Source organism: Geobacillus sp. WSUCF-018B (assembly GCF_002809985.1).
Classification (GTDB): Bacteria; Bacillota; Bacilli; order Bacillales; family Anoxybacillaceae; genus Geobacillus; species Geobacillus thermophilus.
On sequence record NZ_PIJF01000028.1, the window covers coordinates 1 to 22,405 of the forward strand.

At 56.5% G+C, this 22,405-nt stretch carries 25 protein-coding genes and 2 pseudogenes; 1 reads left to right on the forward strand and 26 read right to left on the reverse strand.

The genetic code is table 11. The annotated features are described in order from the left end of the window. Positions 1–120: 120 nt before the first annotated feature. The 15 genes and pseudogenes from CV944_RS09645 to CV944_RS09720 all read right to left on the reverse strand — a co-directional run bounded on the left by CV944_RS09645 (position 121) and on the right by CV944_RS09720 (position 11,181). Positions 121–1,302 (reverse strand): pyridoxal phosphate-dependent aminotransferase, encoded by a 1,182-nt coding sequence (locus tag CV944_RS09645; RefSeq protein WP_033010098.1) that lies wholly within the window; start codon positions 1,300–1,302, stop codon positions 121–123. Between the two features lie 21 nt (positions 1,303–1,323). Then, on the reverse strand, positions 1,324–1,803 hold the full coding sequence (locus CV944_RS09650) for a cell wall elongation regulator TseB-like domain-containing protein (RefSeq protein WP_033010097.1): 480 nt from the start codon (positions 1,801–1,803) through the stop codon (positions 1,324–1,326). 5 nt (positions 1,804–1,808) lie between these two features. Continuing rightward, complete coding sequence (locus CV944_RS09655; RefSeq protein WP_064502496.1) at positions 1,809–1,979, reverse strand: YpmA family protein; 171 nt, start codon at positions 1,977–1,979, stop codon at positions 1,809–1,811. Between the two features lie 307 nt (positions 1,980–2,286). Further along, positions 2,287–2,982 (reverse strand): annotated as a pseudogene (locus CV944_RS09665) (helicase C-terminal domain-containing protein); the annotation flags it as partial. 59 nt (positions 2,983–3,041) lie between these two features. Beyond that, positions 3,042–3,158, reverse strand: a pseudogene (locus CV944_RS17960) (exonuclease domain-containing protein); the annotation flags it as partial. Positions 3,159–3,208: 50 nt separating this feature from the next. After that, complete coding sequence (gene panD / locus CV944_RS09675; RefSeq protein ID WP_033010095.1) at positions 3,209–3,592, reverse strand: aspartate 1-decarboxylase; 384 nt, start codon at positions 3,590–3,592, stop codon at positions 3,209–3,211. 15 nt (positions 3,593–3,607) lie between these two features. Further along, positions 3,608–4,477: a pantoate--beta-alanine ligase gene (panC, locus tag CV944_RS09680; RefSeq protein WP_033010093.1), complete on the reverse strand. Its 870-nt coding sequence runs from the start codon at positions 4,475–4,477 to the stop codon at positions 3,608–3,610. Further along, positions 4,477–5,313 carry a 3-methyl-2-oxobutanoate hydroxymethyltransferase gene (gene panB / locus CV944_RS09685; RefSeq protein WP_100664107.1) on the reverse strand — a complete coding sequence of 279 codons (837 nt, stop codon included), beginning with the start codon at positions 5,311–5,313 and terminating at the stop codon, positions 4,477–4,479. Before panB ends, panC begins: the two co-directional genes overlap by 1 nt. 265 nt (positions 5,314–5,578) lie before the next feature. Then, on the reverse strand, positions 5,579–6,568 hold the full coding sequence (locus tag CV944_RS09690) for a biotin--[acetyl-CoA-carboxylase] ligase (RefSeq protein WP_050367445.1): 990 nt from the start codon (positions 6,566–6,568) through the stop codon (positions 5,579–5,581). Further along, positions 6,526–7,740, reverse strand: a complete 1,215-nt coding sequence (locus tag CV944_RS09695; protein ID WP_063210374.1) for a CCA tRNA nucleotidyltransferase — start codon at positions 7,738–7,740, stop codon at positions 6,526–6,528. The genes CV944_RS09690 and CV944_RS09695 overlap by 43 nt, the downstream gene beginning before the upstream one ends. Continuing rightward, a complete protein-coding gene (gene bshA / locus CV944_RS09700) occupies positions 7,740–8,873 on the reverse strand; it encodes an N-acetyl-alpha-D-glucosaminyl L-malate synthase BshA (protein WP_100664108.1) in 1,134 nt (377 codons plus the stop codon). The genes CV944_RS09695 and bshA overlap by 1 nt, the downstream gene beginning before the upstream one ends. After that, entirely contained in the window at positions 8,870–9,580 is a 711-nt protein-coding gene (gene bshB1 / locus CV944_RS09705) for a bacillithiol biosynthesis deacetylase BshB1 (protein ID WP_094238869.1), read from the reverse strand. The genes bshA and bshB1 overlap by 4 nt, the downstream gene beginning before the upstream one ends. Positions 9,581–9,585: 5 nt before the next feature. Continuing rightward, entirely contained in the window at positions 9,586–10,020 is a 435-nt protein-coding gene (gene mgsA, locus CV944_RS09710) for a methylglyoxal synthase (protein WP_033010087.1), read from the reverse strand. Positions 10,021–10,051: 31 nt separating this feature from the next. Continuing rightward, positions 10,052–10,849 carry a 4-hydroxy-tetrahydrodipicolinate reductase gene (dapB, locus tag CV944_RS09715; RefSeq protein WP_033014017.1) on the reverse strand — a complete coding sequence of 266 codons (798 nt, stop codon included), beginning with the start codon at positions 10,847–10,849 and terminating at the stop codon, positions 10,052–10,054. Beyond that, entirely contained in the window at positions 10,846–11,181 is a 336-nt protein-coding gene (locus CV944_RS09720) for a nucleotide pyrophosphohydrolase (RefSeq protein ID WP_033010114.1), read from the reverse strand. The genes dapB and CV944_RS09720 overlap by 4 nt, the downstream gene beginning before the upstream one ends. Positions 11,182–11,339: 158 nt before the next feature. Here CV944_RS09720 and CV944_RS09725 point away from each other — a divergent pair, with 158 nt between their 5' ends. Continuing rightward, positions 11,340–12,212, forward strand: a complete 873-nt coding sequence (locus tag CV944_RS09725; RefSeq protein ID WP_094239961.1) for a YitT family protein — start codon at positions 11,340–11,342, stop codon at positions 12,210–12,212. 115 nt (positions 12,213–12,327) lie between these two features. Here CV944_RS09725 and ypjB read toward each other — a convergent pair whose 3' ends face one another. The 11 genes from ypjB to hisC form a co-directional block, all read right to left on the reverse strand. Next, positions 12,328–13,116: a sporulation protein YpjB gene (gene ypjB, locus CV944_RS09730; protein ID WP_063330392.1), complete on the reverse strand. Its 789-nt coding sequence runs from the start codon at positions 13,114–13,116 to the stop codon at positions 12,328–12,330. 89 nt (positions 13,117–13,205) lie between these two features. Beyond that, positions 13,206–13,829 carry a lipoprotein heptaprenylglyceryl N-acetyltransferase LhaT gene (gene lhaT, locus CV944_RS09735; RefSeq protein ID WP_033014015.1) on the reverse strand — a complete coding sequence of 208 codons (624 nt, stop codon included), beginning with the start codon at positions 13,827–13,829 and terminating at the stop codon, positions 13,206–13,208. A 78-nt stretch (positions 13,830–13,907) separates the two neighbouring features. Then, entirely contained in the window at positions 13,908–14,672 is a 765-nt protein-coding gene (locus CV944_RS09740) for a menaquinol-cytochrome c reductase cytochrome b/c subunit (RefSeq protein WP_100659239.1), read from the reverse strand. A gap of 49 nt (positions 14,673–14,721) precedes the next feature. Next, a complete protein-coding gene (gene qcrB / locus CV944_RS09745; RefSeq protein WP_011231676.1) occupies positions 14,722–15,396 on the reverse strand; it encodes a menaquinol-cytochrome c reductase cytochrome b subunit in 675 nt (224 codons plus the stop codon). Positions 15,397–15,399: 3 nt separating this feature from the next. Next, the gene (gene qcrA, locus CV944_RS09750) at positions 15,400–15,909 is read right to left on the reverse strand and encodes a menaquinol-cytochrome c reductase iron-sulfur subunit (protein WP_094238873.1); all 510 of its coding nucleotides are present in this window, start codon (positions 15,907–15,909) and stop codon (positions 15,400–15,402) included. Positions 15,910–16,053: 144 nt separating this feature from the next. Then, entirely contained in the window at positions 16,054–16,512 is a 459-nt protein-coding gene (locus CV944_RS09755) for a YpiF family protein (RefSeq protein WP_094238874.1), read from the reverse strand. 85 nt (positions 16,513–16,597) lie between these two features. Beyond that, a complete protein-coding gene (locus CV944_RS09760) occupies positions 16,598–17,131 on the reverse strand; it encodes a ReoY family proteolytic degradation factor (RefSeq protein WP_094238875.1) in 534 nt (177 codons plus the stop codon). Positions 17,132–17,187: 56 nt separating this feature from the next. Next, the gene (locus CV944_RS09765) at positions 17,188–18,444 is read right to left on the reverse strand and encodes a tetratricopeptide repeat protein (protein WP_047818596.1); all 1,257 of its coding nucleotides are present in this window, start codon (positions 18,442–18,444) and stop codon (positions 17,188–17,190) included. Between the two features lie 329 nt (positions 18,445–18,773). Further along, a complete protein-coding gene (aroA, locus tag CV944_RS09770) occupies positions 18,774–20,063 on the reverse strand; it encodes a 3-phosphoshikimate 1-carboxyvinyltransferase (protein ID WP_033014008.1) in 1,290 nt (429 codons plus the stop codon). A gap of 28 nt (positions 20,064–20,091) precedes the next feature. Then, positions 20,092–21,195 (reverse strand): prephenate dehydrogenase, encoded by a 1,104-nt coding sequence (locus tag CV944_RS09775; RefSeq protein ID WP_100664109.1) that lies wholly within the window; start codon positions 21,193–21,195, stop codon positions 20,092–20,094. An 89-nt stretch (positions 21,196–21,284) separates the two neighbouring features. Further along, entirely contained in the window at positions 21,285–22,382 is a 1,098-nt protein-coding gene (hisC, locus tag CV944_RS09780; protein ID WP_033010076.1) for a histidinol-phosphate transaminase, read from the reverse strand. Between the last annotated feature and the right edge of the window lie 23 nt (positions 22,383–22,405).

The window sequence follows — 22,405 nt, forward strand, 5'->3', positions numbered from 1 at the left end:
CTTCACAGACCCATATATGGGTCTGTGAAGCGGCGTTGTTCGGTCGCCTGACAGTCGATAAAAGCTGCAAATGGTAAATCTTCAAATTGCATCTATATACCCTGCCCCGCGTGGATTTGGTTACGCGCGCGCTTCCATGAATCGGCGGATGCGTTCCACCGCCGTTTCCAGCGCCTCAAGCGAAGTCGCATACGACAGGCGGACATTGTCCGGCGCTCCAAACCCGGAGCCGGGCACGAGGGCGACTTTCGCCTCTTCGAGCAAGACGGCGACGAACTCGTCGACCGTGCGGCAGCCCGCCATCTCCGCCGCTTTGCGGGCGTTCGGGAACAAGTAAAACGCCCCTTGCGGCTTGACGCATGTAAACCCTGGAATTTGCACAAGCTTGTCGTAAATGATATGGAGCCGCTCTTCAAACGCCCGGCGCATTTCTTCCACCGGATCCTGCGGGCCGCTGTACGCGGCGATGGCCGCGTATTGGGCGATTGACGTCGGGTTGGATGTACTGTGGCTCGCCAAGTCGGTCATCGCTTTGATGATTTCTTTTGGACCTGCCGCATACCCGATGCGCCATCCCGTCATCGAATGCGACTTCGACACCCCGTTGATGATGACGGTCTGCGCTTTCAGCTCCGGCGCCAGCTCGGCGATCGAGACATGCTTCGCTCCGCCGTAAATCAGCTTTTCATAAATTTCGTCGGAGACGATCAAGAGGCCGTATTCTAAGCAAACGTCACCGAGCGCCTTCAGTTCTTCGGCCGTGTAAATCATGCCGGTCGGGTTGCTCGGCGAGTTGATGATGACCGCCTTCGTCCGCGGCGTGATCGCCTGCTTCAGCTGCTCTGGCGTAATTTTGAAATCGTGTTGTTCCAGCCCTTCCACATAAACGGGAACGCCGCCGGCGAGCTTCACTTGTTCCGGGTAGCTGACCCAATACGGCGTCGGGATGATGACCTCATCGCCCTCGTCGAGCAGCACTTGAAAGAGGGTGTAAAGGGCGTGCTTCGCCCCGACGCATACAATCACTTCCGCCGGCTCATACTCAAGCCCTTGGTCGCGGGCAAACTTTTTGATGATTTCCGCCTTCAGCGCCGGCAGCCCACCCGAGGGCGTATATTTCGTATGCCCTTCGTTCATCGCTCTTACCGCTGCATCGAGAATGTGCCGCGGCGTATTGAAATCCGGCTCTCCGGCCCCGAGGCCGATCACGTCGTATCCAGCCGCTTTCAATTCTTTCGCTTTCGCCGTAATGGCCAATGTCGCCGATGGCGTCAGCGACGCCACCCGTTTTGCCAATTTCATCGCTTCTTCCCCCTCATGTCCTCATCGTTGAAAACTGTACCTCTTCAAGAACGCGCCATCGGTGAAATGAAGGTAATAAAACGAATACCTTCCTTCCGAATCGATATATGTCAACTCCCAAAGAGGCACGCCTTTTTCCATGCCGAGCGTCGCGTCAATGATCTGCTGCGGGCGGCGGTCGCGCTCTAAAATGGCGCGCGCTTTTGCTTCGCTGATGCCGCTGTCCGCCCGCTTGACGACGACATTTCCTCCTTTTTCCGGCACCCAAACGACGACGTCCGTTTTTTCTTGCTTCGTCCGGCCGATGAATACAGTGTACGCTTCATCCCCATAATATGTATAGACTTTCTTGACGTCAATCAATCCGACTGCCTCCCTCGCCCGCGCAAGCGCGTGTTCCGCCATGGACCGTTTGGGCGCCATCGCCTCTCCATAAATCGACCATGCCTGCCAAATGAGGAAACCAAAAAAAAGGAGAGCCAACCATCCCCATTTTTTCATCGCGATCACGTCCGGTAAATCGTGAAGACGGCCTGCCGTTTGTCGTTCTCATCCAAAGCAAGGCCAAACATTAAATTGTTGCGCTTCAGCGTCCGGTTCAAGCAGTCGACAATTTTGTACAAATCGTCGGAATGCTGAACTTTGACGGTGGCGAGCACTTCAATTTTGCTTTCCATTTTCGTCGCTTCCTCCTGTGCGGCGCAAATTTTGTTACTTATACAGGCCGGCGGCTCCGGCAACAATACAAATACAGCAGATCTGCAGCCAGGCAGCGAAAGCCGCAGGCTGCCAGCATCGCAGTTGTGCTTCTTCCCTATTATAGCAGGTTTGTTCGACCATTTCATAACAAATTTGCCCGCCTACACCGCCAACGCAAATTTGCTTCCTTCCGCCCCCGCTCGATGCGGGGAATTTTTTTGCTGCCTGCCATCTTTAGATTGCACCGTTTCCCCTCTCTTTATGAGAAGGAAGCGACGACATGCCCTAAACGCCATTGGGCCGGCGGCCTTGCCAAAGCCAGGCGTCCGCCGCATCGAGCAGCTCCAAAAGTCCACCCTCATGCACAGGAAGCGGCGGCAGCGACGCGAGAAAGTCCGCTCGGTACGGGGCGTTCGTCAACCGGCGGTCAAGGACGAACACCACTCCCTTGTCGCGCTCGGTGCGGATAAGACGGCCGACGCCTTGCTTCAATCGGAGGACGGCCTCGGGAAGCGACAGCTCATAAAACGGATCGCCTCCCCGTGCACGAATGCGTTCGCTTTTCGCTTCCATCACCGGATCGTCCGGAGGAGCAAACGGCAAACGCGCGATGATGAGCGCATCAAGCGCATCCCCCGGCAAATCGACCCCCTCCCAAAAACCGCTCGTCCCAAACAGCACAGCGCGCTCAAACTGCAAAAACGTCCGGATGAGCTTGGCCGGACTGCCGCTTTGCACCCCTTGAGCGATCAAGACAAATGGTTCGTCCGCCTCGTCGTTTTTTAACGCCTCGACGGTCATTTTCAACAATTCGTACGATGGAAACAGCACAAGCAGCCGCCGGCCGACGCGCCGGGCGACCGCTGTGATGGCCGCCGCTGCCGCCTCGGCATACGTCTCGACCGAAACAGCGGAAGCGAGCGGCATGTCCGCCGGCACAAAGAGCGCAGCCTGTTCCTCGTAGCGAAACGGCGCCGGAAATTGGTCAGCTGTTGGATAAATGGCGGGATCGGCTGTTCAGGGTTGAAAAAGCTGGCAAACCGCGCCACGATTGAGCGGCCTTCCACCACCGCCATGCCGAGCTGGATGATCCGGTCGCCCTTTTTCGGCCCGTTTCCGGTTGTCTCCAAATCAATAATGACAAAGCGCATTGCCATAAACGATCACCTCAAAACGAAAAGGGGCGGAAAGCCCCTTTTTGACCACATTATAAAATCGTATGTGCCGGCTCTTCGGCGATAAGCTGCGCGATCCGGTTGTGTTCGTCCATAATGGCGATTTTCGGACGATGCGCGGCGACTTTTTCTTCCGGAACGAGCGCATACGAAATTACGATGATGATATCCCCTTTTTGCACGAGGCGGGCGGCCGCGCCGTTTAGGCAAAAGACGCCGCTGCCGCGCTCCCCGGGGATGATATACGTTTCAAAGCGGGCTCCATTATTATTGTTGACCACCTGCACTTTTTCATTAGCCACCATGCCGACGGCGTCCAAAATATCTTCATCGATGGTAATGCTGCCGACGTAATCCAGGTTCGCTTCCGTCACACGGGCGCGATGAATTTTGGCGTTCATGAGCGTACGAAACATGGACGATCCCCCCCTTTACTCCCCTCGCCTGTCCGCTGCAGGCAACTCGACCATGATGTTATCGATCAAGCGGGCGCCCGCAAACCGGACGGCAACCGCAATGAGCACCGTTCCGGCGAGCGCCGAAAGCGGCGTTAAATCGGGATATGAGCATACTTCAACATAATCGATTTCCGCATGCGTATGCGCCTCAATATGCTCCCGCACGAGGCGGCGGATGGCTTCCGCGTTCCGCTCCCCGCGGTCAACAGCCGCTGCTGCGGCCTTAAGCGCCTCGTAGAGCGCCGGCGCTTCCTTTCGCTCCTGCGGCGATAAATAAACGTTGCGCGAGCTTTTCGCCAGCCCGTCGGTCTCGCGCACCGTCGGCACCGGCACGAGCTCGATCGGAAAATTAAAGTCGCGGATTAAGCCGGCGACAACGGCCACCTGCTGGGCGTCTTTCATCCCGAAATAGGCGCGGTCCGGCATGACGATATTGAACAGCTTAATGAGCACGGTCGCCACGCCGTCGAAATGGCCGGGCCGCGACCGCCCACACAACACATCGGTGCGCGCCTTGACGACCGCTTGCACCGAGAGCGGCGCCGGATACATTTCGTCCGCCTCCGGGTGAAACAATACGTCCACGCCATGCTGGCCGGCGATGCGCCGGTCGCGCTCAAAATCGCGCGGGTAGCGGGCAAAATCTTCGTTCGGTCCAAACTGAAGCGGGTTGACAAAAATGCTGAGCACAACGATATCGTTCTCTTCGCGCGCCCGGTCGATGAGCGCGGCGTGCCCATCGTGCAAATAGCCCATCGTCGGGACGAACCCAATCGTTTTTCCTTCGCGGCGATATTGGCGCATCAACGCCTGCATTGTCGCAATGCGGTCGACAACGATCATCATTGCTTTCCTCCGTATAACGCCATCCATTCTTCTTCCTTCATGGTAAACGCGTGCGCCGGCTCTGGAAACTGTCGCAGTTTGACATCGGCGACATAGTTGGCCAATGCCTGGACGACGGCATCTTGAATGACGGCGTATTGTTTGACAAACTTCGGCACACGGTCAACACCGTAGCCGAGCACATCATGATACACGAGCACTTGGCCGTCCACCTCGGCCCCGGCGCCGATGCCGATGACAGGAATATGAAGCTCCCGGGCAATGGCGGCGCCAAGCTGCCTTGGCACGCATTCGAGCACCAAGGCGATCGCGCCCGCTTGTTCGCACTGTTTCGCATCATCCATAAGCTTTTTGGCGCTTTCCGCATCTTTGCCTTGCACTTTGTAGCCGCCGAGGACGCCGACCGACTGCGGTGTCAGCCCGAGGTGGGCGACGACCGGCACGCCGGCTTTCGTCAACGCGGCGATGACGCCGGTAACTTCATCGGCTCCTTCCACTTTGACGGCGTTCGCCCCCGACTGCTGCATGATGCGCCGGGCGTTTTGCAACGCTTCCTCTTTCGACGCATGGTAGGACATAAACGGCATGTCCGTGACGACAAACGTGTTGGGCGCGCCCCGCCGCACCGCCTTCGTATGATGAATCATGTCCTCAACCGTCACCGGAATCGTCGAGTCATAGCCGAGCACGACCATGCCGAGCGAGTCGCCGACCAAAATCATGTCCACCCCGGCTTGCTCCGCGAGCTTGGCCGATGGAAAATCATAGGCGGTCACCATGACGATGGGCTCGCCTGTCTGTTTCATGCGAAAAAAATCCGTTTTCGTCTTCACATTGACTCCCTCCCCTTTTGTTGCAGAGGAGGTGACGCGACCGAAACAAAACGTCCTTCTTTCCCGCCTTGAGAAAGAAGGACGCCATAAACCGCCGTCGGTTTCGTTCACCCCTCTGTCCCAGTCCTTCGAGTAAGGATCAAGGCAGATCGTCTCAACCATTTATTCATGTTGCCAGCCTCGGTGCAGCTCTTTCTTGACAAAGATACTGCCCTTTCCTCGCCTTGTATTTTAACAAAATTGTCACAATTTTTCTAGTGGCAATTTACAACTGAATATCGGCTGAGTGAATATAATGGGTGTTTTGCTCCTCATCTTCGAGAATGAGCAGCCCGTCTTCGGTGATGCCGCGGGCGATGCCGCGAATCGTGCCGCCCAGCGTTCTTGCCGTCACCGGCTTGCCGATCGAAACCGCATACCCTTCCCAAAGAAGCTTGATGGGGCGGAAGCCGTGCGCCAAATATTGCTTATACAGCCGCTCGATGCGGAGCAAAATTTCTTGAATGAGCGGCGCACGCTTGATGCGTTCGCCTTTTTCAATGGCAAGCGACGTGGCGATGGCGCGAATGTCCTCGGGAAATTGTTCCGCTGTTTGATTGACGTTAATGCCGATGCCGACGATGACCGAGTGGACGCGGTCGGGATCGGCCTGCAGCTCGGTTAAAATGCCGACGCCTTTTTTGCCGTGAAGCAAAATGTCGTTCGGCCATTTAATATCCGGGACAAGCCCGGTCACTTCTTGAATGGCTTGGCTAATGGCCACCGCCACAAGCAGCGTCAATTGCGGCGCCCGCTGCGGGGGGATGGGCGGGCGCAAAATAAGGCTCATCCAAATGCCGGTTCCTTTCGGAGAAAACCATTTCCGATCGAGGCGCCCGCGGCCGGCTTTTTGCTCTTCCGCGACGACCAGCGTCCCCTCCGGCGCCCCTTCGTACGCCAGCTTGGCGGCGATGCGCTGCGTGGAATCGACTTCCTCGAAAAAATGGATCGTATGGCCGAGCGTTTCCGTTTTCAGGCCGAGCTGGATTTCATTCGCCGTCACCTTATCCGGCGTGCTTACGATCCGATAGCCAAGGCGGCGCACCGCTTCGAGTTCAAAGCCTTCTTTGCGCAGCTCCTCGATGTGTTTCCATACGGCCGCCCGCGAACAGCCGAGCCGTTCGCTGATTTTTTGTCCCGACAAAAACTCGCCGTTCGCTTCGGCAAACAGCTCTAACAGTTTTTTTCGCGTGTCCGATTGCGCTCCATGAGCCATGCGTAAATCCGCTCCTTCTCGTTCTCGACTTCTCCGTTGACGACCGCCCGCCATATGGCGTCCAGCGCCTCTTTCACCCACGGGCCGGCCGGTTTCCCGACCCATTCGATCACGTCTTTTCCGTTGACCGCCAGCTCCCCTTTCGTTTTGATCGGCAAGGAGGCAAAGCGGCGGCGCAGTTTCTCATGCCATGGCCCAGGCGGCGCGCCGGTGAAGGCGGCGCGCACTGTTTCCACCGAGAGCGCCCGCTCAAGGCCGGCGGAAAACAGCTGTTCGTTCGTCCATGCTTCCGGCCGTGGAATGTCAGCCAACGCCGTCAAAATGGCGCCCGCTTCGTCGACCACTTTGTTCGGGAGCTTCCACGCGCGCAAAAACGGCCGGCTTTCCTGCACACCAAGCGCATGGCACAAAAGCGCCCACCGTTCTTCGCGCGCGGCAAGCCATGGCCAACGATAAGCCGCCGCCAGACGCAGTTGCTTCTCTTTCCCTGCCAAACCAGGCAAGTAAGCGTTCAATCCGGTTTCGGCCAACAGCGGCAGCGCCCTGGCGGCAAACGGACCGCCGAGCAGCTTTTCCATCTCCATCGTCATCCGCTCGACTGAAATGTGGGCCAAAAGCGGAGCGTTTTGGACGATCGCCTGTTCCGTATCCGGCGCAAGCGCAAATCCGAGCTGGCTGACAAAGCGAACGGCCCGCATCATGCGAAGCGCATCTTCACGAAACCGCTTTTCCGCCTCTCCGACGGTGCGAATGATTCGCCGGCGAATCGCCTCTCGCCCTCCAAACGGATCAATGATAGCCCCATATTCGTCCATGGCGATGGCATTCATCGTAAAATCGCGCCGTTTTAAGTCTTCCTCAAGCGAGCGGACAAACGTCACCGACTCCGGACGGCGGTAGTCCTCATAGTCGCCGTCCGTGCGAAATGTTGTCACTTCATACGCTTTTCCTTTATGGACAACGACGACCGTGCCGTGTTTCGAGCCGACATCGATCGTCTTTGGAAAAATCGCCATAACGTCTTCCGGCAAGGCGCTTGTCGCAATATCCACATCGCCGATCGGGCGTCCAAGCAGCAAATCACGCACCGCTCCGCCGACGAAATAGGCGTCATAGCCATGCTGTTTCAGCTGTTGAATGATGCCGAGCGCCTCTTGAAACGGCGGTTTCATCATTTCACCTTCCTTGCGGCGAGCGAAATGTACAGCTGTTCATATTGCCCGACGATGTCGGACGAACGAAACTTTTGCTCGACCATTTGCACGGCCTGGCGCGCCATCTCTTGATGAAGGCGGCGGTCGGTCAGCAGCATAAGCGTCCGCCGAGCCGCTTCTTCAACATCGCCAAGCGGACATAAAAACCCGCTTTTTCCGTCTTCGATCACTTCCGGAATGCCGCCGATGGCGGTGCCGATGCACGGAACGCCGCACGCCATCGCTTCGAGCAGGACGAGCCCGAAGCTTTCTTTTTCCGACAAGAGCATCATCACATCGCTGATCGAGTACAGCTCTTCGAGTTTGTCCTGTTTCCCCAAAAATCGGACATCGCCGTTGAGCCCGAGCTCTTTGACAAGCCGGCAGACGACGGTCATTTCTGGGCCGTCGCCGACAAGCAAGAGCTTGGCCGGCATATGGCGGCGGACGATGGCAAACGCCCGCACGACATCGGGCACGCGCTTCACTTTCCGAAAGTTGGAGACATGGATCACGACCTTTTCCTGTTCACTGATGCCGTATTCCCGCCGCAAATGGCCGGCCTCCCGACGGCGGTACACGCGTTCGTCGACAAAGTTGTACACCGTATAGATCGGTTTTTGCACATCGAGCAGCTCGTACGTCTGCCGCACGAGGGCGTCAGACACCGCGGTGACGATATCGGACTGCTCAATGCCGAACTTGATCATGTCAGACAGCGACGGATCATAACCCAAGACGGTAATATCGGTGCCGTGCAGCGTCGTGACGATCGGCAGCTCGCCGACCATTTGCCGCGCCAGCACGGCGCAAACGGCGTGCGGGACGGCGTAATGGGCATGAAGCACATCGAGCCGTTCGCGCTTGGCCACCGCCGCGATTTTGTTGGCAAGGGCCAAATCGTACGGCGGATACTGAAAGACCGAATACTGATTGACGTTCACTTCATGGTAATAAATGTTTCCATATACTTTGTTCAACCGAAACGGCATGCTCGAGGAAATAAAATGGATCTCATGCCCTTTTTCGGCCAGCAGCTTGCCGAGCTCGGTGGCAACGACCCCTGAGCCTCCGACTGTCGGATAACAAACAATCCCGATTTTCAGCTTCATCGCGCCCCCTCGAATAAATCAAAAAGATGAATCGGCGTTTTGGACAAAAACCCTTCGGCATAGGCAGCGCCAATTTGCTGGCCAAACCAACGCTCGCGGCTTTCCACCGTCTCGATGTAGCCGTTTGTCAGCGGCGTGTCCACCGAACCGGGCCGCTTTTCAAATTGGCTTTCATACGCGCGCAGGCTCGCCAGCTTGTCGCCGACCGTCTCGCTAATATCGATCAGAAAATGCGGCCGTTCAAACGCATTGATCATGTAATAATACATAGCGCGGACGCGGTGGGCGTCGCCAAGCTCCCCGGCGCCGTAGCGGCGGATGCCGGCAGAAAAGACCGCCTCCTCGACAAGGCGGGCGCATTGCCCGTGGTCGGGATGACGGTCGACCCAATACGGAGCAAAGACGACGCGCGGGCGGTAGCGGCGGATGACCGACACGATGCGGCGAATCGCCTCTTCCCTGATCAAAAGGCCGCGGTCCGGCAGCCCGAGGTTGAGGCGAAGCGCCACGCCAAGCCGCCGGGCCGCCTCGGCCGCCTCTTTCTGCCGCTCGTCGACCGTACCGTTGGACGACAGTTCCGCCTTCGTCAAATCGCAAATGATCACCCGAAAACCGCGGCGCGTGTATTTGGCGATCGTTCCGCCCATGCCGATTTCAACATCATCCGGATGGGCGCCAAACGCCAATAAATCACACGTTTCCGTCATCGCTGTCACCTTTCTGTTTTCGATTCCTCCCCGCCTTTTGTTCGGCCGCGCACAATGCTGCGCCATGCCAAATCGCCGCGCTCCAACGCACGGATGAGCAGCTCGGCCGTACCGATGTTCGTCGCCAACGGCACGGCATAGACGTCGCAAAGGCGCATCAACGCGCTGATGTCCGGCTCGTGCGGCTGGGCGGTCAGCGGGTCGCGGAAAAAAATGACGAGGTCCATTTCATTGCGGGCGATCATCGCCCCAATTTCTTGGTCGCCCCCGTACGGTCCGGACTGGAAGCGGTGGACGGCAAGGCCGGTCGCCTCCTGAATGCGCAGCCCGGTCGTGCCGGTGGCATACAGTTCATGGTTGGCCAGCACGGGCGCATAGGCGGTCGCAAAGGCGACCATGTCCGCTTTTTTCTTGTCGTGGGCAATCAAGGCGATTTTCACGTTTCCCTCTCCCCCGTTTGCGCAAGCCGCGCTATTCTAAAATATGTTCAAGCCCATACACAAGCGTATGTAAATGCATGACCGTCTCGACGGCAAGCTTCACCCCGGACATAAATGAACTCCGATGAAACGAGTCATGGCGGATCGTCAACGTCTGACCGTCGCCGCCAAAAATGACTTCTTGATGGGCGACAAACCCCGGTAGGCGGACGCTGTGGATCGGAATGCCGTCGTACGCGGCTCCGCGCGCCCCTTCAAGCGTTTCTTTTTCGTCCGGATGACCTTGCTTTTTCGACGGACGGACCTCGGCGATGAGCTGCGCCGTTTTCAACGCCGTTCCGGACGGAGCATCCAGCTTTTGGTCATGGTGCAGCTCGATAATTTCTACATCCGTGAAATATTTGGCCGCCATGCGGGCGAATTTCATCATCAGCACCGCGCCGATGGCAAAGTTGGGCGCGATGATGGCGCCGATGTTGTTCGCCTCAGCGAGTTCGGTCAGCCGCTCGATCTCTTCCGGCGTGAATCCCGTCGTGCCGACAACCGGACGAACGCCGTAACGCAGCGCCAGCTCCGCATGCCGCTTTCCAACTTCCGGCGTCGTCAAATCGATGAGCACATCCGGCTTCACCTCGACAAAGCAACGGGCGGCATCGGTGTAAATGGGGGCATTGACGCCGGCAAACCCTTCGATGTCAGCCAAATTTTGGCCATCATAGCGGCGGTCAATGACCGCAGCCAGCTCGAAATGATCTGTTTTTTGCACGAGCGCCACCGCCTCGCGGCCCATGCGGCCGCGCGGCCCCGCGATGACGATGCGAATCGTCATGATTCTTCCTCCTTCCGCGTCCAGCGGTCGCGGTCGCGGGTGCGAAACTTGTCCATCACCCGATCGTGCGCCGCCTGCAAATCAATGCCGAGCGAATTGGCAAAACAAATGAGCACAAACAGCAAATCGCCCAGCTCTTCTTCCACCGTTTTTTCTTGTTCGGTCGCTTTTTTCGGCTTTTCGCCGTAGTAGTGGTTCACTTCACGCGCCAGTTCGCCGAGCTCTTCGGTCAGCCGCGCCAGCATGGCGAGCGGGCTGAAATAGCCTTCCTTAAACTGGCTGATGTATTCGTCTACTTCACGCTGCATCTGTTTCATCGTTTTCTCCTGCATGGCCATCACCTCGCCTGTTTCCATGTTAACGAAAAGCAGCGCATTTGACAAATGTTTTCGCCTTGTGCCAAATCATCGCGCTTCCGGCCATCATTGCCTGGGCGCACAAGTTCCTCTATAATGAAGACGCCGACTATTTTTGCGGACGGAGGGACGATATGGTTTTCGGCTTAAAGATCAAAAACAGTTTGTTTATTTTGCTCGGCGCTGCCATTTTTGCCTTTGGGCTCGTCCATTTCAACATGCAAAACAACTTGGCGGAAGGCGGCTTCACCGGCATTACGCTTCTTCTTTATTTTTTGTTTGGTTTTGATCCGGCCATCACCAACCTGGCGCTCAATATTCCGCTCTTTTTGATCGGTTGGAGGTTGCTCGGCCGCCAGACGTTTCTTTATAGTGTCATCGGCACGGTCGCGGTTTCCATTTTTTTATCGATCTTCCAACGCTACATGATCCATATGCCGCTCCGTCACGACATGACGCTGGCAGCGCTGTTTGCCGGCGTGTTTATCGGCGTCGGCCTCGGCATTATTTTCCGCTACGGCGGCACAACCGGCGGCGTCGACATTATCGCCCGCCTCGTCCATAAATACAAAGGCATCAGCATGGGCAAAACGATGTTTGCCTTTGACGCCGCCGTCATCACGTTGTCGCTTCTTCTTTACCTGTCATACCGCGAGGCGATGTATACGTTGGTCGCCGTCTTTATCGCCGCCCGGGTCATTGATTTTCTGCAGGAAGGCGGCTATGCGGCAAAAGGGGCGACCATCATCTCAGAAAAAAGCGAAGAGATCGCCAACCGGATCTTGACAGAGATGGAGCGCGGCGTCACTGTGCTCAAAGGGCGCGGCTCGTATACGAAACGCGACCGTGACGTGCTGTATTGCGTCGTGGCCAAAAACGAATTGCCCCGCCTCAAAAGCGTCATTATGTCCGTCGATCCGCACGCCTTTGTCGCGGTCACCGATGTGCACGACGTGCTCGGCGAAGGGTTTACGCTCGATGAGCACAAGCGGCCGCTGGAGCAATAAGGACTAAGTCCCTGTCCTCAACATCTCGGGGCATGCCCGGCTTGCCAGGTGCCGCGCAGCCGTCAAAATAAAAAAGAGGGGGAAACCATTCCCCCTCTTGAAAGCAAGCCGGCTCCTATTCTTCCGGCTGCCGCGCCCGCTTCGCCTCTTTTTCTCCTCTGTACTTCCGCCAGCCGACATACGTCAACGTTAAGACGATCATTCCACCGGTCGAAATCATGACCCAAATGAGCGACGGGTCGGCTTCGTCCTTTTTCACCCCGTCAAACAACGCTTCTATATTGCGGCGCGCGGCAGCAAGCTGCTCGCGCTGCTCGCTTTGGCCAAGCCGCCAAAACGAAGCGCCTTGCAGCACTTCGAGGTCATGGTCGACCTTTTTCGCTTCTTCCGGAGGCACATCGATTTTCACGCTCGGCTCAATCAAGGCATAGCGATCCATAAACCGGCGAAGGGCAGCCGCATACGCCTTCCTCTCTCCGCGCTCCGCCGCCTGTTCCATCACGGCAAACGCCTCCATGACGGCGGGTTCCATCTCGGACCAGAGCGGTTGATAGGTGGAGTGAACAGCATCGACGACAAGGCGGAACTGTGTAAGAGCAGCGACCTTGTCCTCGTCTGGAATCGGCGCTGTCATGGCTTTGACGGCATGTTCGTGCGTGACAGTCACCGCCCGCAGCTCATCGGCCGTTTTCAACCGTTTTTTCGCCTCAAGGGCAAAAAATCGTTCAGAAAAATAGAGGAGCACCTCTTTTGCTTCGGCAAAACGCTCGTTTTTCCCTAACTGCAGCGCCTCGTCGGAAATATCGTCCAGCTGCTCCCAACCGCTTGGTCGTCCGGCCGCGCCAACGAGCGCTGGCCATAAAAAGATAAACGATAACAACATGGCCAGCCCGATTCGTTTCATCATCGTCCCTCCCTCATTCATTACTACAATGTATGAAGGAGTGGACAAGAGTAGACCAAGGAACCGCCATCAAGACGCGGCTGAATTTTCTATTCCGCTTTCGGACGGAAATCGATGCGGCCGCCTGGCAAAAGCGGCTGCCGCCGCACGCGGATGCCGAGCCAATACGCAGCGGCAATGGAAGCCATGCTCAACCAAAAGGTAAAATAGCCAATTTGATCGGCGTATCGTTCCAACATATGGTAACGAGGCATCATGCCAAACACGTAATCGATGACATCGTTATGCAGCGTCCAAACCGCCGCCAAGGCGAGATGGACGGAGCGAAATCGATAAAACGAAGCGTACAGTGCGCCTTCGACCGCCATCGCCCCGTGCGACACAACGAGCATCCAGCCAGCCCAATCGAGCGTCCCCGTGACGCGCCAAACGAGCACGTTCATGACGACGGCCCAAATCCCGTATTTGACAAGCGTCACCAACGCGAGCGCCTCAAACAGCGGCGAGGATCGGCCCAGCAGCCAAGCGGCGAGGACGAGCACAAAAAAAAGGCTCGCCGTCGGGCTGTCGGGAACAAACGGCAAAAAGACGGGCGGCGTCTCCGCAAGTTGATAGCGGTACCAATAATAGCCGTAAACGGTGCCGGCGGCATTCACGAACAACAGCAGCCAAACAACCGGCCGGGCGGCCAATATTGCATAAAGCCATGCCATCGTCTGCACCTCATCTCGGTTCAATGTAGGCACGAAAAAAGCTGACTAACGCGAGTCAGCTTTTCCGTGCCGAACGAATTATTCCGCTTTTAAGCCGGCGATGAATTCCGCCATTTTTTTCAGCTCTTCATCCGTGCCTTTAAAAATGCCACCTGGCATGTTGCCTTTCCCTTCTTTGGCGATCTTCGCGATCTCTTCCGGCGTCAAGCCGGTGCCGATGAGCGACGGGCCGGCGCCGCCGGACAAGTTTTGTCCGTGACACGATGTACATGTGTTCGCTTGGGCGATTTTATAGCCTTCCGCGTTCGTATCAATTTCCACTTCCGCGCGAATTTTCCCTTGCTCAGCTGCTTTTTTCCAGTCGTGTGTAACGACCGACTCCCACGTCAAATAAACAATAGAAGCGAGCGCCAACAACATCATGCCGGTTGCCACCGGGCGCTTCCAAGGACGGCGCTCCGGACCGCGATCCAAAAACGGCGCCAGCAGCAAAGCGGCAAACGCCAGCCCCGGCATGACGATCGCACCGATAACCGTATACGGACCGGACGCATACGAGTATTTGAGCAATTGGTATAAGAACAAGAAATACCAGTCAGGCAGCGGCACGTACGTCGTGTCCGTCGGGTCAGCGATCCGCTCAAGCGGCGACGGGTGGGCGACCGTCAAGCATAAGAAACCGACGAGAAAGACCGAACCGACAAGCCATTCCTTGAGCAGGAAGTTCGGCCAAAACACTTCCGTTTTCCCGGGGTACTCTGAATAGTCCTTCGGAATATTCGGTTTTCTTACCGCGGGAACACGGGAATCGCCGACAAATTTCATTCCTTTTCCGCGATGCATTGCGTGATTCCCTCCTTTTTTCTATCGCCTCGAAACGCGGGCCGACCGATCATAGCGGACCGGAAATGCCTTGTCTACGAATCATCAAAAAGTGCGCTGCCATTAAGCCGAGCAAAGCGGCCGGCAAGAAGAAGACGTGAATGGCAAAGAAGCGCGTCAACGTTTGCGCGCCGACAATTTCCGGATCTCCAGCCAACAGCGTTTTGATCGCCGGACCGATAAGCGGCGTCGCCTCCGCGATTTGCAAACCGACTTTCGTCGCGAACAGCGCTTTCATATCCCATGGCAACAAGTAACCGGTAAAGCCAAGACCCATCATCACCATAAAGATCAATACGCCGACGATCCAGTTCATCTCGCGCGGCTTTTTATACGCCCCTTGGAAAAAGACGCGCAGCGTATGTAAGAACATCATGACGATGACCAAGCTTGCCCCCCAGTGGTGCATGCCGCGCACAATTTGGCCGAACGCTACTTCGTTTTGCAAGTAATACACCGATTCCCACGCGTTTTTAATATCCGGGACGTAGTACATCGTCAAAAACATGCCCGACAAAATTTGAATGACCGTGACAAAAAACGTCAGTCCGCCGAAACAATAGACAAAGGCGGAAAAATGGTGGGCCGGGTTGACGTGCTCCGGAACTTCGTGATCGGCGATATCCCGCCATAAAGGCGTAATATCCAAGCGTTCATCAACCCAATCATACAGCTTGTTTAACACGCATTACGCCTCCTTTCTTGGTTTCGCCTTGCCTAAATACAGCTTTCCGTCTTTCACTTTGTACTCGTAACGGTCAAGCGGCGCTTGCGGCGGCGTCCCCGGAACGTTCGTGCCGTCTTTCGTGTAGAGACCGTAGTGGCATGGACAGAAAAAATGGTTCGGATGCTCTTTATCCGTGTTCCAGTCAACCGTACAGCCAAGGTGTTTGCAAATCGGCGACAGGGCGATAATGTCCCCCTTTTCATCCTTGTACACCCAAGCTGATTTCGGCTCTTCCGACTCGTACCAAGCGTCTTTCACCTTCACTTTAAAGTCGAAACGCTTCGGTTCGGTCGTAATTTCTTTGACGTCCGCCACCGCGACCATCTCTGTGCCCGCCGTCTCTCTCAAGATCGGGTCAAAGGCAAAGCGGAGCATCGGCATGAGCATCCCTGCTGCCATAAAGCCGCCGACCCCGGTCAGCGTGTAGTTTAAAAATTGACGTCTCGTTACGCGATGTTTGTTGTCGCTCATCGTCTTCCCCCCTCTATGCAAAGTCAAGTCCGCACCGGACGATTGTATGTATAACACATACGGAAAACTAGGACATTCTAATGATAGCTCAATTGCTGGACAAGGTCAATATCGCAGGCGGCAAAACGTCGGACTTTGCCCAGCTTACCTTTTTGTCCAGCAGCTGACGAAAAAGCGGATCAGCTCGGCCGCCTGCTCCTTGACGAGTTCGTGCCTGTACGATTCCTCCATGTTCTCGAGCGGAACGTCCGGAACGAGCCAAACGCGGCCGGCCTCCGCCGCTTCCTCTTGCCACGCCGGGTCACACGTCACGTAAAACACATGCTTCATCCCCTCCTGTCCAAGCCGGCTTGTCCAGCCCGCCAGCCGCTCTGCCAGCGATGGCCGCGGCTCATCGGCAAAATACACAAACGCCGGCAGCAAAAACACACGGCCTCTCAGCTGCCGCTCAGCCTCGGCGGCCACAAGCCCGACGAGCTCCCCGCCCGAGGCGAGCCGCCTCGCTCCTTGGCCGATGGCCACCGGCAAAAGCGGAATGAGTGCCGTATCAATGTAGTCGCGCTCTTTTTCGTAGATGGCGACGTCCCCGCTTGTCCATTTCATCGTTACTCCCCTTTGCCATAAAGTTCGTTCCTTATCACCATACCATATTTTTCGGCAAAAGAAAAACCTTGCCGGCGGCAAGGTGTTACAAGTTGTTCAATTCATCCGTAAGGCGGCGGAACGCCTCTTCATCATGGCGGTCGAGCGCCTCGTCAATCAGTTTCATGAGCCGTCCGCGCTGAAACTCGTAAATGGACCGCTCCAAAAATTGCTCGGCAAGGCGCTGGTCGTTTTCGCTCACTTGCGCCTGTTTGGGCGCGTACGGATTTTCCTCAAGCACGGCGACATATTGCGGCGAATGAAAAGAAGCGCGGAAATTAAGCTGAATGTAAATATCTTCGTCGCGGTTCAGGCGGATATCATGGAATGATTTCTCCGCATCGGTTGTCATCACATTCCCTTTGTAGAAGCGAAACGGCACGTCATCCACGCAATGGGTCGACATCACGATGCCGCGCGGGCAATATTGGGCGTTCTCGACAAAGTGCACCTTTTGCATCAATTGGTCGTGGCTCATCAAATAGTTTAAAATCCAGACGCATTCGCGCCGTTTCAACTGATAGTGGCTTAAAAACCAACGGATGAATTCTTTTTTTTCATTGACGGATACGTGCGTCATTGTGCGCTTCCCCCTCGATCGGTTTCCAAGAAAGAGGTTCGATCACCGCTTCTCCCCTACTCCTCGAGCTCAAGCAGCATCTCGGCCGCTTCCGTATGGCTTGGGTCGAGAGCAACAATTTGTTGAAATATTTCTCTCGCTGCGGCCCGATTTCCTTCTTCGATGAGAAAATATCCGTACTCTTCGAGAAAATCGACGTTATGCTTAAAGAAATTATATGCCTCGGCGTAATGGTTTAATGCATCATCATACAGCTCCAACCGGTGTTTGGCGCGCCCTAAATCCCACTCAAACTGCGGATCATACTCGCCGTCGGCCATCGCCCGCTCGAGGAGCGACACGACGTCCTCATAGCGTTGCTCATGAAGCCAAAGCGCCGATAACACCGTCAGCGCCTCGACATAGCCATTGTCGATTTCAAGCGCCTTTTGCAATTGCTCTTCCGCTTCGGCCGGTTTGTTCAGTTTCAGCGCGAGCTTGCCGGCATACAGGCGGAGCTCTTTGTTCCATTCATCGATGCTGATGCCTTCCCGCACCGTTTCGTAGCTTTTTTGAAGCTGTCCTTCCTGTTCATACGCTTTGGCCAAATATAAGTAAAGCGGAGCATAGTCAGGATCAAGCTCTTTTAAGGCGCCAAGCTTGTCAATGGCCGTTTGCGTATAGCCGGCCTGCAAGGCGGTGAACCCATAGGCGAACAGCGTCCGGCTGTCCGTTTTTTCGTTAAGCGCCTCCTCATAGTGCGGAAGCGCCGCCTCAAACTCCCCGATGCGGCTGAGCGACTCGGCGAGCCGTTCAGCGACCAAAACGCCGGCGATCTCCCGGTTCGTTTTCCTCACTTGTTCATAAAGCGGCACGCTTTTGGCGTACTCGCCGAGCGAAAAGTACAACTCCGCTAAGGCGAATTGCACGACTGGTTCATCCGGCGCTTTCTCGTACGCTTGTTTTAGCTTCCGTTCGCTGACTTCGGTCAGCCCTTGCATTTCATACAGGTCCGCCGCAAGCAGGCACGCCCGGACGAATTGCGGATCGTCTTCGCTGATGTCCATCAAAATGGCGAGCGCTTCGTCTTCAGCTTCAAGCTCGGTATACACTTCCGCCAAAAACAGACGGACGTCGCCGTCGTCCGGATAGCGGCTGGCCAGTTCCTCGAGCAGCTCTTTTGCCTCCTCGAGCATCCCCCATGAGTATAGACAGTCGGCCAGCGTATATTTTTCCTCATCACTGCCGTACTTTTTCACTTTTGGCACAAGCGCCAACGCTTCGTCAACATTTCCGTTTTCCACTAGACGAATGATTTGTTCAACACGTGTCATGGTTTCGAAACCTCTCTTACAACGACAAGTAGGTTGCCTGACAGGGCGGCGCTTCCCGCCCTCGCTGTCCGTATTGGTATGTACCGGCACAACGGGAACATGTTTTATCATAATCGACAATCGCCGTTTCGGCAACCGAGCCGCTCGCCAACCGCGCCGCACCAGCTGTTGGGGAATGTATTCGCTTTCAAAAAGCGGCGCCAATTATTCCTCTTATTGACAACATATGAACGGACAATGCAAAATATGACCGCCCGCCCGCTTGGGGCGGGGGCATCAACAGCCGGCGGGTTCACTCCCGCTTTCGCTCCATCCTTGGACGTTCGTTCTCACCCGTTTACTAAAGAGCGCAAATCAGAGAAAAACGCCGGGTACGAGACAGCGACCGCCTCCGGACGCTCAAGACGGACCGTGCCTTTGGCGCAGCAGGCGGCGATGGCGAGCATCATGCCGATCCGGTGGTCGCCATGGCTGTCTACGACGATCCCATCGGCCGCGAGCGGCGTTTTGCCGCGGATGATCATGCCGTCATCGGTCGCTTCAATATCGGCGCCGAACTTTTTCAGCTCCGTAACAACTGTATCGATTCGGTTCGTCTCTTTTACTTTCAATTCACTGGCGTCTTTAATGACCGTCGTCCCCTCGGCTTGCGTCGCGAGCAAGGCGATGATGGGGATTTCATCGATCAACCTTGGAATCAAGTCGCCGCCAATTTCGACGGCGCCAAGCGCCGACGTGCGGACCGTGATGTCGCCGACCGGCTCTGTGTCCTCATGGCGGACATGTTCAATTGCAATCTCAGCGCCCATTTGTGTGAGCACGTCAATAATGCCGGTCCGCGTCGGATTTAGGCCGACGTTTTTCAGCGTAATTTCGCTGTTCGGCACAATGGCCCCTGCGGCAAGGAAAAAGGCGGCCGAGGAAATGTCGCCGGGAACGTAAACGTGCGTTCCGCGCAAACGCTGCGGACCGGCGACCGAGACGGTCAAGCCATCCACTTTCATCTCGCCGCCGAACAGCCGAACCATCCGCTCCGTATGATCGCGCGAGCGGTGCGGCTCGGTCACAGACGTCACCCCGTCGGCAAACAAGCCGGCAAGCAAAATCGCCGATTTCACTTGAGCACTTGCGATCGGCGAGGTGTAGCGAAGCGGACGGAGAGCACCGCCGCGGATGGAAAGCGGCGTATAATTCCCGCCATCGCGCCCGTCAATGTGCGCTCCCATTTCGCGAAGCGGCTTCGTCACTCGCGCCATCGGCCGCTTGGCGATCGACTCGTCGCCGATGAGACAGGCGTGAAACGGCTGCCCGGCCAAAATGCCTAAAAGCAGGCGCGCCGTGGTGCCGGAGTTGCCGACATCAAGCACAGCACTTGGCTCACGCAGCCCACCCGGCCCCGCTCCTTCAACCACAACATGCGTCCCGTCCCGGCGGATGTCGACGCCAAGGCGGCGGAAACAATCGATCGTGCTTAAACAATCGGCGCCGGGCAAAAAGTGATCGATGACCGTCCGGCCGGAAGCGAGCGCCCCAAGCATGACGGCGCGGTGGGAAATCGATTTGTCGCCGGGCACTTCAAGCGTCCCCCGGAGCGATGACACGTTTGTTGGCAGCTGCATGCAACATCCCTCCATTGTTTTTTCGTTGCTATCCTTCATATGTCGCATAGTTCGTATGCTTAGCGAGGCACGCCTTCGCCCGCGCCCGGTCGTCTTCGCTTTGGAAGCTGAGGCGGAGCACCCCGTAAATTTCTTCGCGCGTCTCAATAATGCGAATGTTAGTAATGCTGACGTTTTCCTGCGCCAAATAGCCGGTCACCTCGGAAATGACGCCCGGGTAGTCCGGCACATCGACATACAAATCGTAAAACGACGGGATCGCTCCTTTCGTCCGCGCCGGCAGCCCATCGCGAAACTGCTTGGCTTCGAGAAAGTAATGGTAAATGGCGATGCTGTTTTCTTCCTCGACAAACGAGCGCAGCCGCTCCATCTCCGCCATCCAGCGGTCAAACAGCGCGAGCATCTCGCGTTTATTATGAATGAGAATATCGCGCCACATTTCCGGATTGCTCGATGCAATGCGCGTAATATCGCGGAAGCCGCCGGCCGCAAGCCGGCTGACAAGAGCGTTTTTGCTTTCGTACTCGCGCGCCTGATGGACGAGGCTGGCGGCAATCAAGTGCGGAAAATGGCTAATCACCCCGGTGATGCGGTCATGCTCTTCCGGCGTTAACACGACAAACTGCGCCTTCGTCCCGGAAAGCCATTGTTTTAGCGTTTCCACCCGTTCGAGCGGCACATCATCCGTCGGCGTCAAAATGTAAAAGGCGTTTTCAAACAAATGGGCGCGGGCGGCCGCCACCCCGCTTTTATGCGATCCGGCCATCGGATGGCCGCCGATAAACGCCACGCCCGCCTCCAACAGACGGCGCGCGCCTTGGACGATGCGCTGCTTCGTGCTGCCAACATCGGTGACGATCACACCGCGCTTCAGCTGCTCAATCGGCATGGCGGCTAAAATCGATTCGGTCTGCATGACCGGAGCGGCAAGAACAATCAAATCCGCGGCGGCAAACCCATCCTCAAGCGTGCGAGCCGTTTCGTCAATCACCTTAAGCGAACGCGCCAAACCAAGCTGATGGCCGTTGACATCGTAGCCGATGACGACTGCTGCTGGATGCGCCTTTTTAATGGCTAAGGCGATCGACCCGCCGATTAAGCCGAGGCCGACGATAAACACGTTTCCTTCCAATGGTCTCACCTTCTTTGTATGTAAACATACGCCCGCTGCTTCTGAAAAGCAACGGGCTCATCGTTCCGCCTGGGCGGCCGCGAAGCCGGTCAGGCGAGCTGTTTTTCCCGCAGCATGCTGGCAATCGTTTCAAACACTCGGTCGTTTTGCTCTTTCGTGCCAATCGTGACGCGCACACCGGTCGGCAAACCGAGGGCCCGGCCGGAGCGGACGATCACGCCCCGCTCGAGCAAATATTGAAACACCTCATTGCCATCAATGCCGAAATCGATAAATACAAAATTTGTTTGCGACGGATAGTACTTGAGGCCGTGCTCGTCGCAAAAGCGGTAATACCGCTCGAGTTCGGCGCGGTTTCGTTCGACGCAGGCGCGGAGGAACGCCTGGTCATCGAGCGCAGCCGCCGCGGCCGCTTGAGCGACGGTTGACGTGTTAAACGGCTCGCGCGCCGGTTCAACGGCGCGGATGAGCGCTTCGCTGGCGATGCCGTAGCCGATACGGAGCGCGGCGAGCCCGTACGCCTTTGAAAACGTGCGCATCACCACGAGCTGGCTGTATTCATTTAAAAGCGGCACCGTCTGTGGATAATCGGGAGCCGTGACGTATTCATAATACGCTTCATCCAACACGACAAGCACATGCGGCGGCACGCGGTCCAAAAAGGCGCGCAATTCCGTTTCGTTCACATACGTGCCGGTCGGGTTGTTCGGGTTGCAAATCCAAACGATGCGCGTCCGTTCATCGATGGCAGACAGCATCGCCTCTAAGTCATGGCGCCCGTCGACAAGCGGCACTTCGCGCACTTCCGCCCGCTCGATGACCGCGTTATGGCGATATTGCGGAAATGTCGGCGCCGCCATCACCGTATTCGTGCCCGGCTCCAAAAAGGCGCGGCAAAAAATTTGCACAACTTCATCCGAGCCGTTGCCAAACAAAAGCTGCGTTTCCTTGACGCCAAGATGCGTTGCCACCTTTTCGCGCAGCGTGCGGGCGTAGCCGTCCGGATAAACGGCAAGGCGGTCAAGCTCGGCGGCGATGGCCGCTTTGGCCGCCGGCGACGACCCATACGGATTTTCATTGGAGGCTAGTTTAATAATATCAGAAAGGCCGTATTCCCGCTTCACTTCCTCAATCGATTTTCCCGGCTGGTATGGGGGAAGCCCCCGAAGCTGCTCTTTCACTTGCATTCGCGTTGCCAACTCCTTCATCA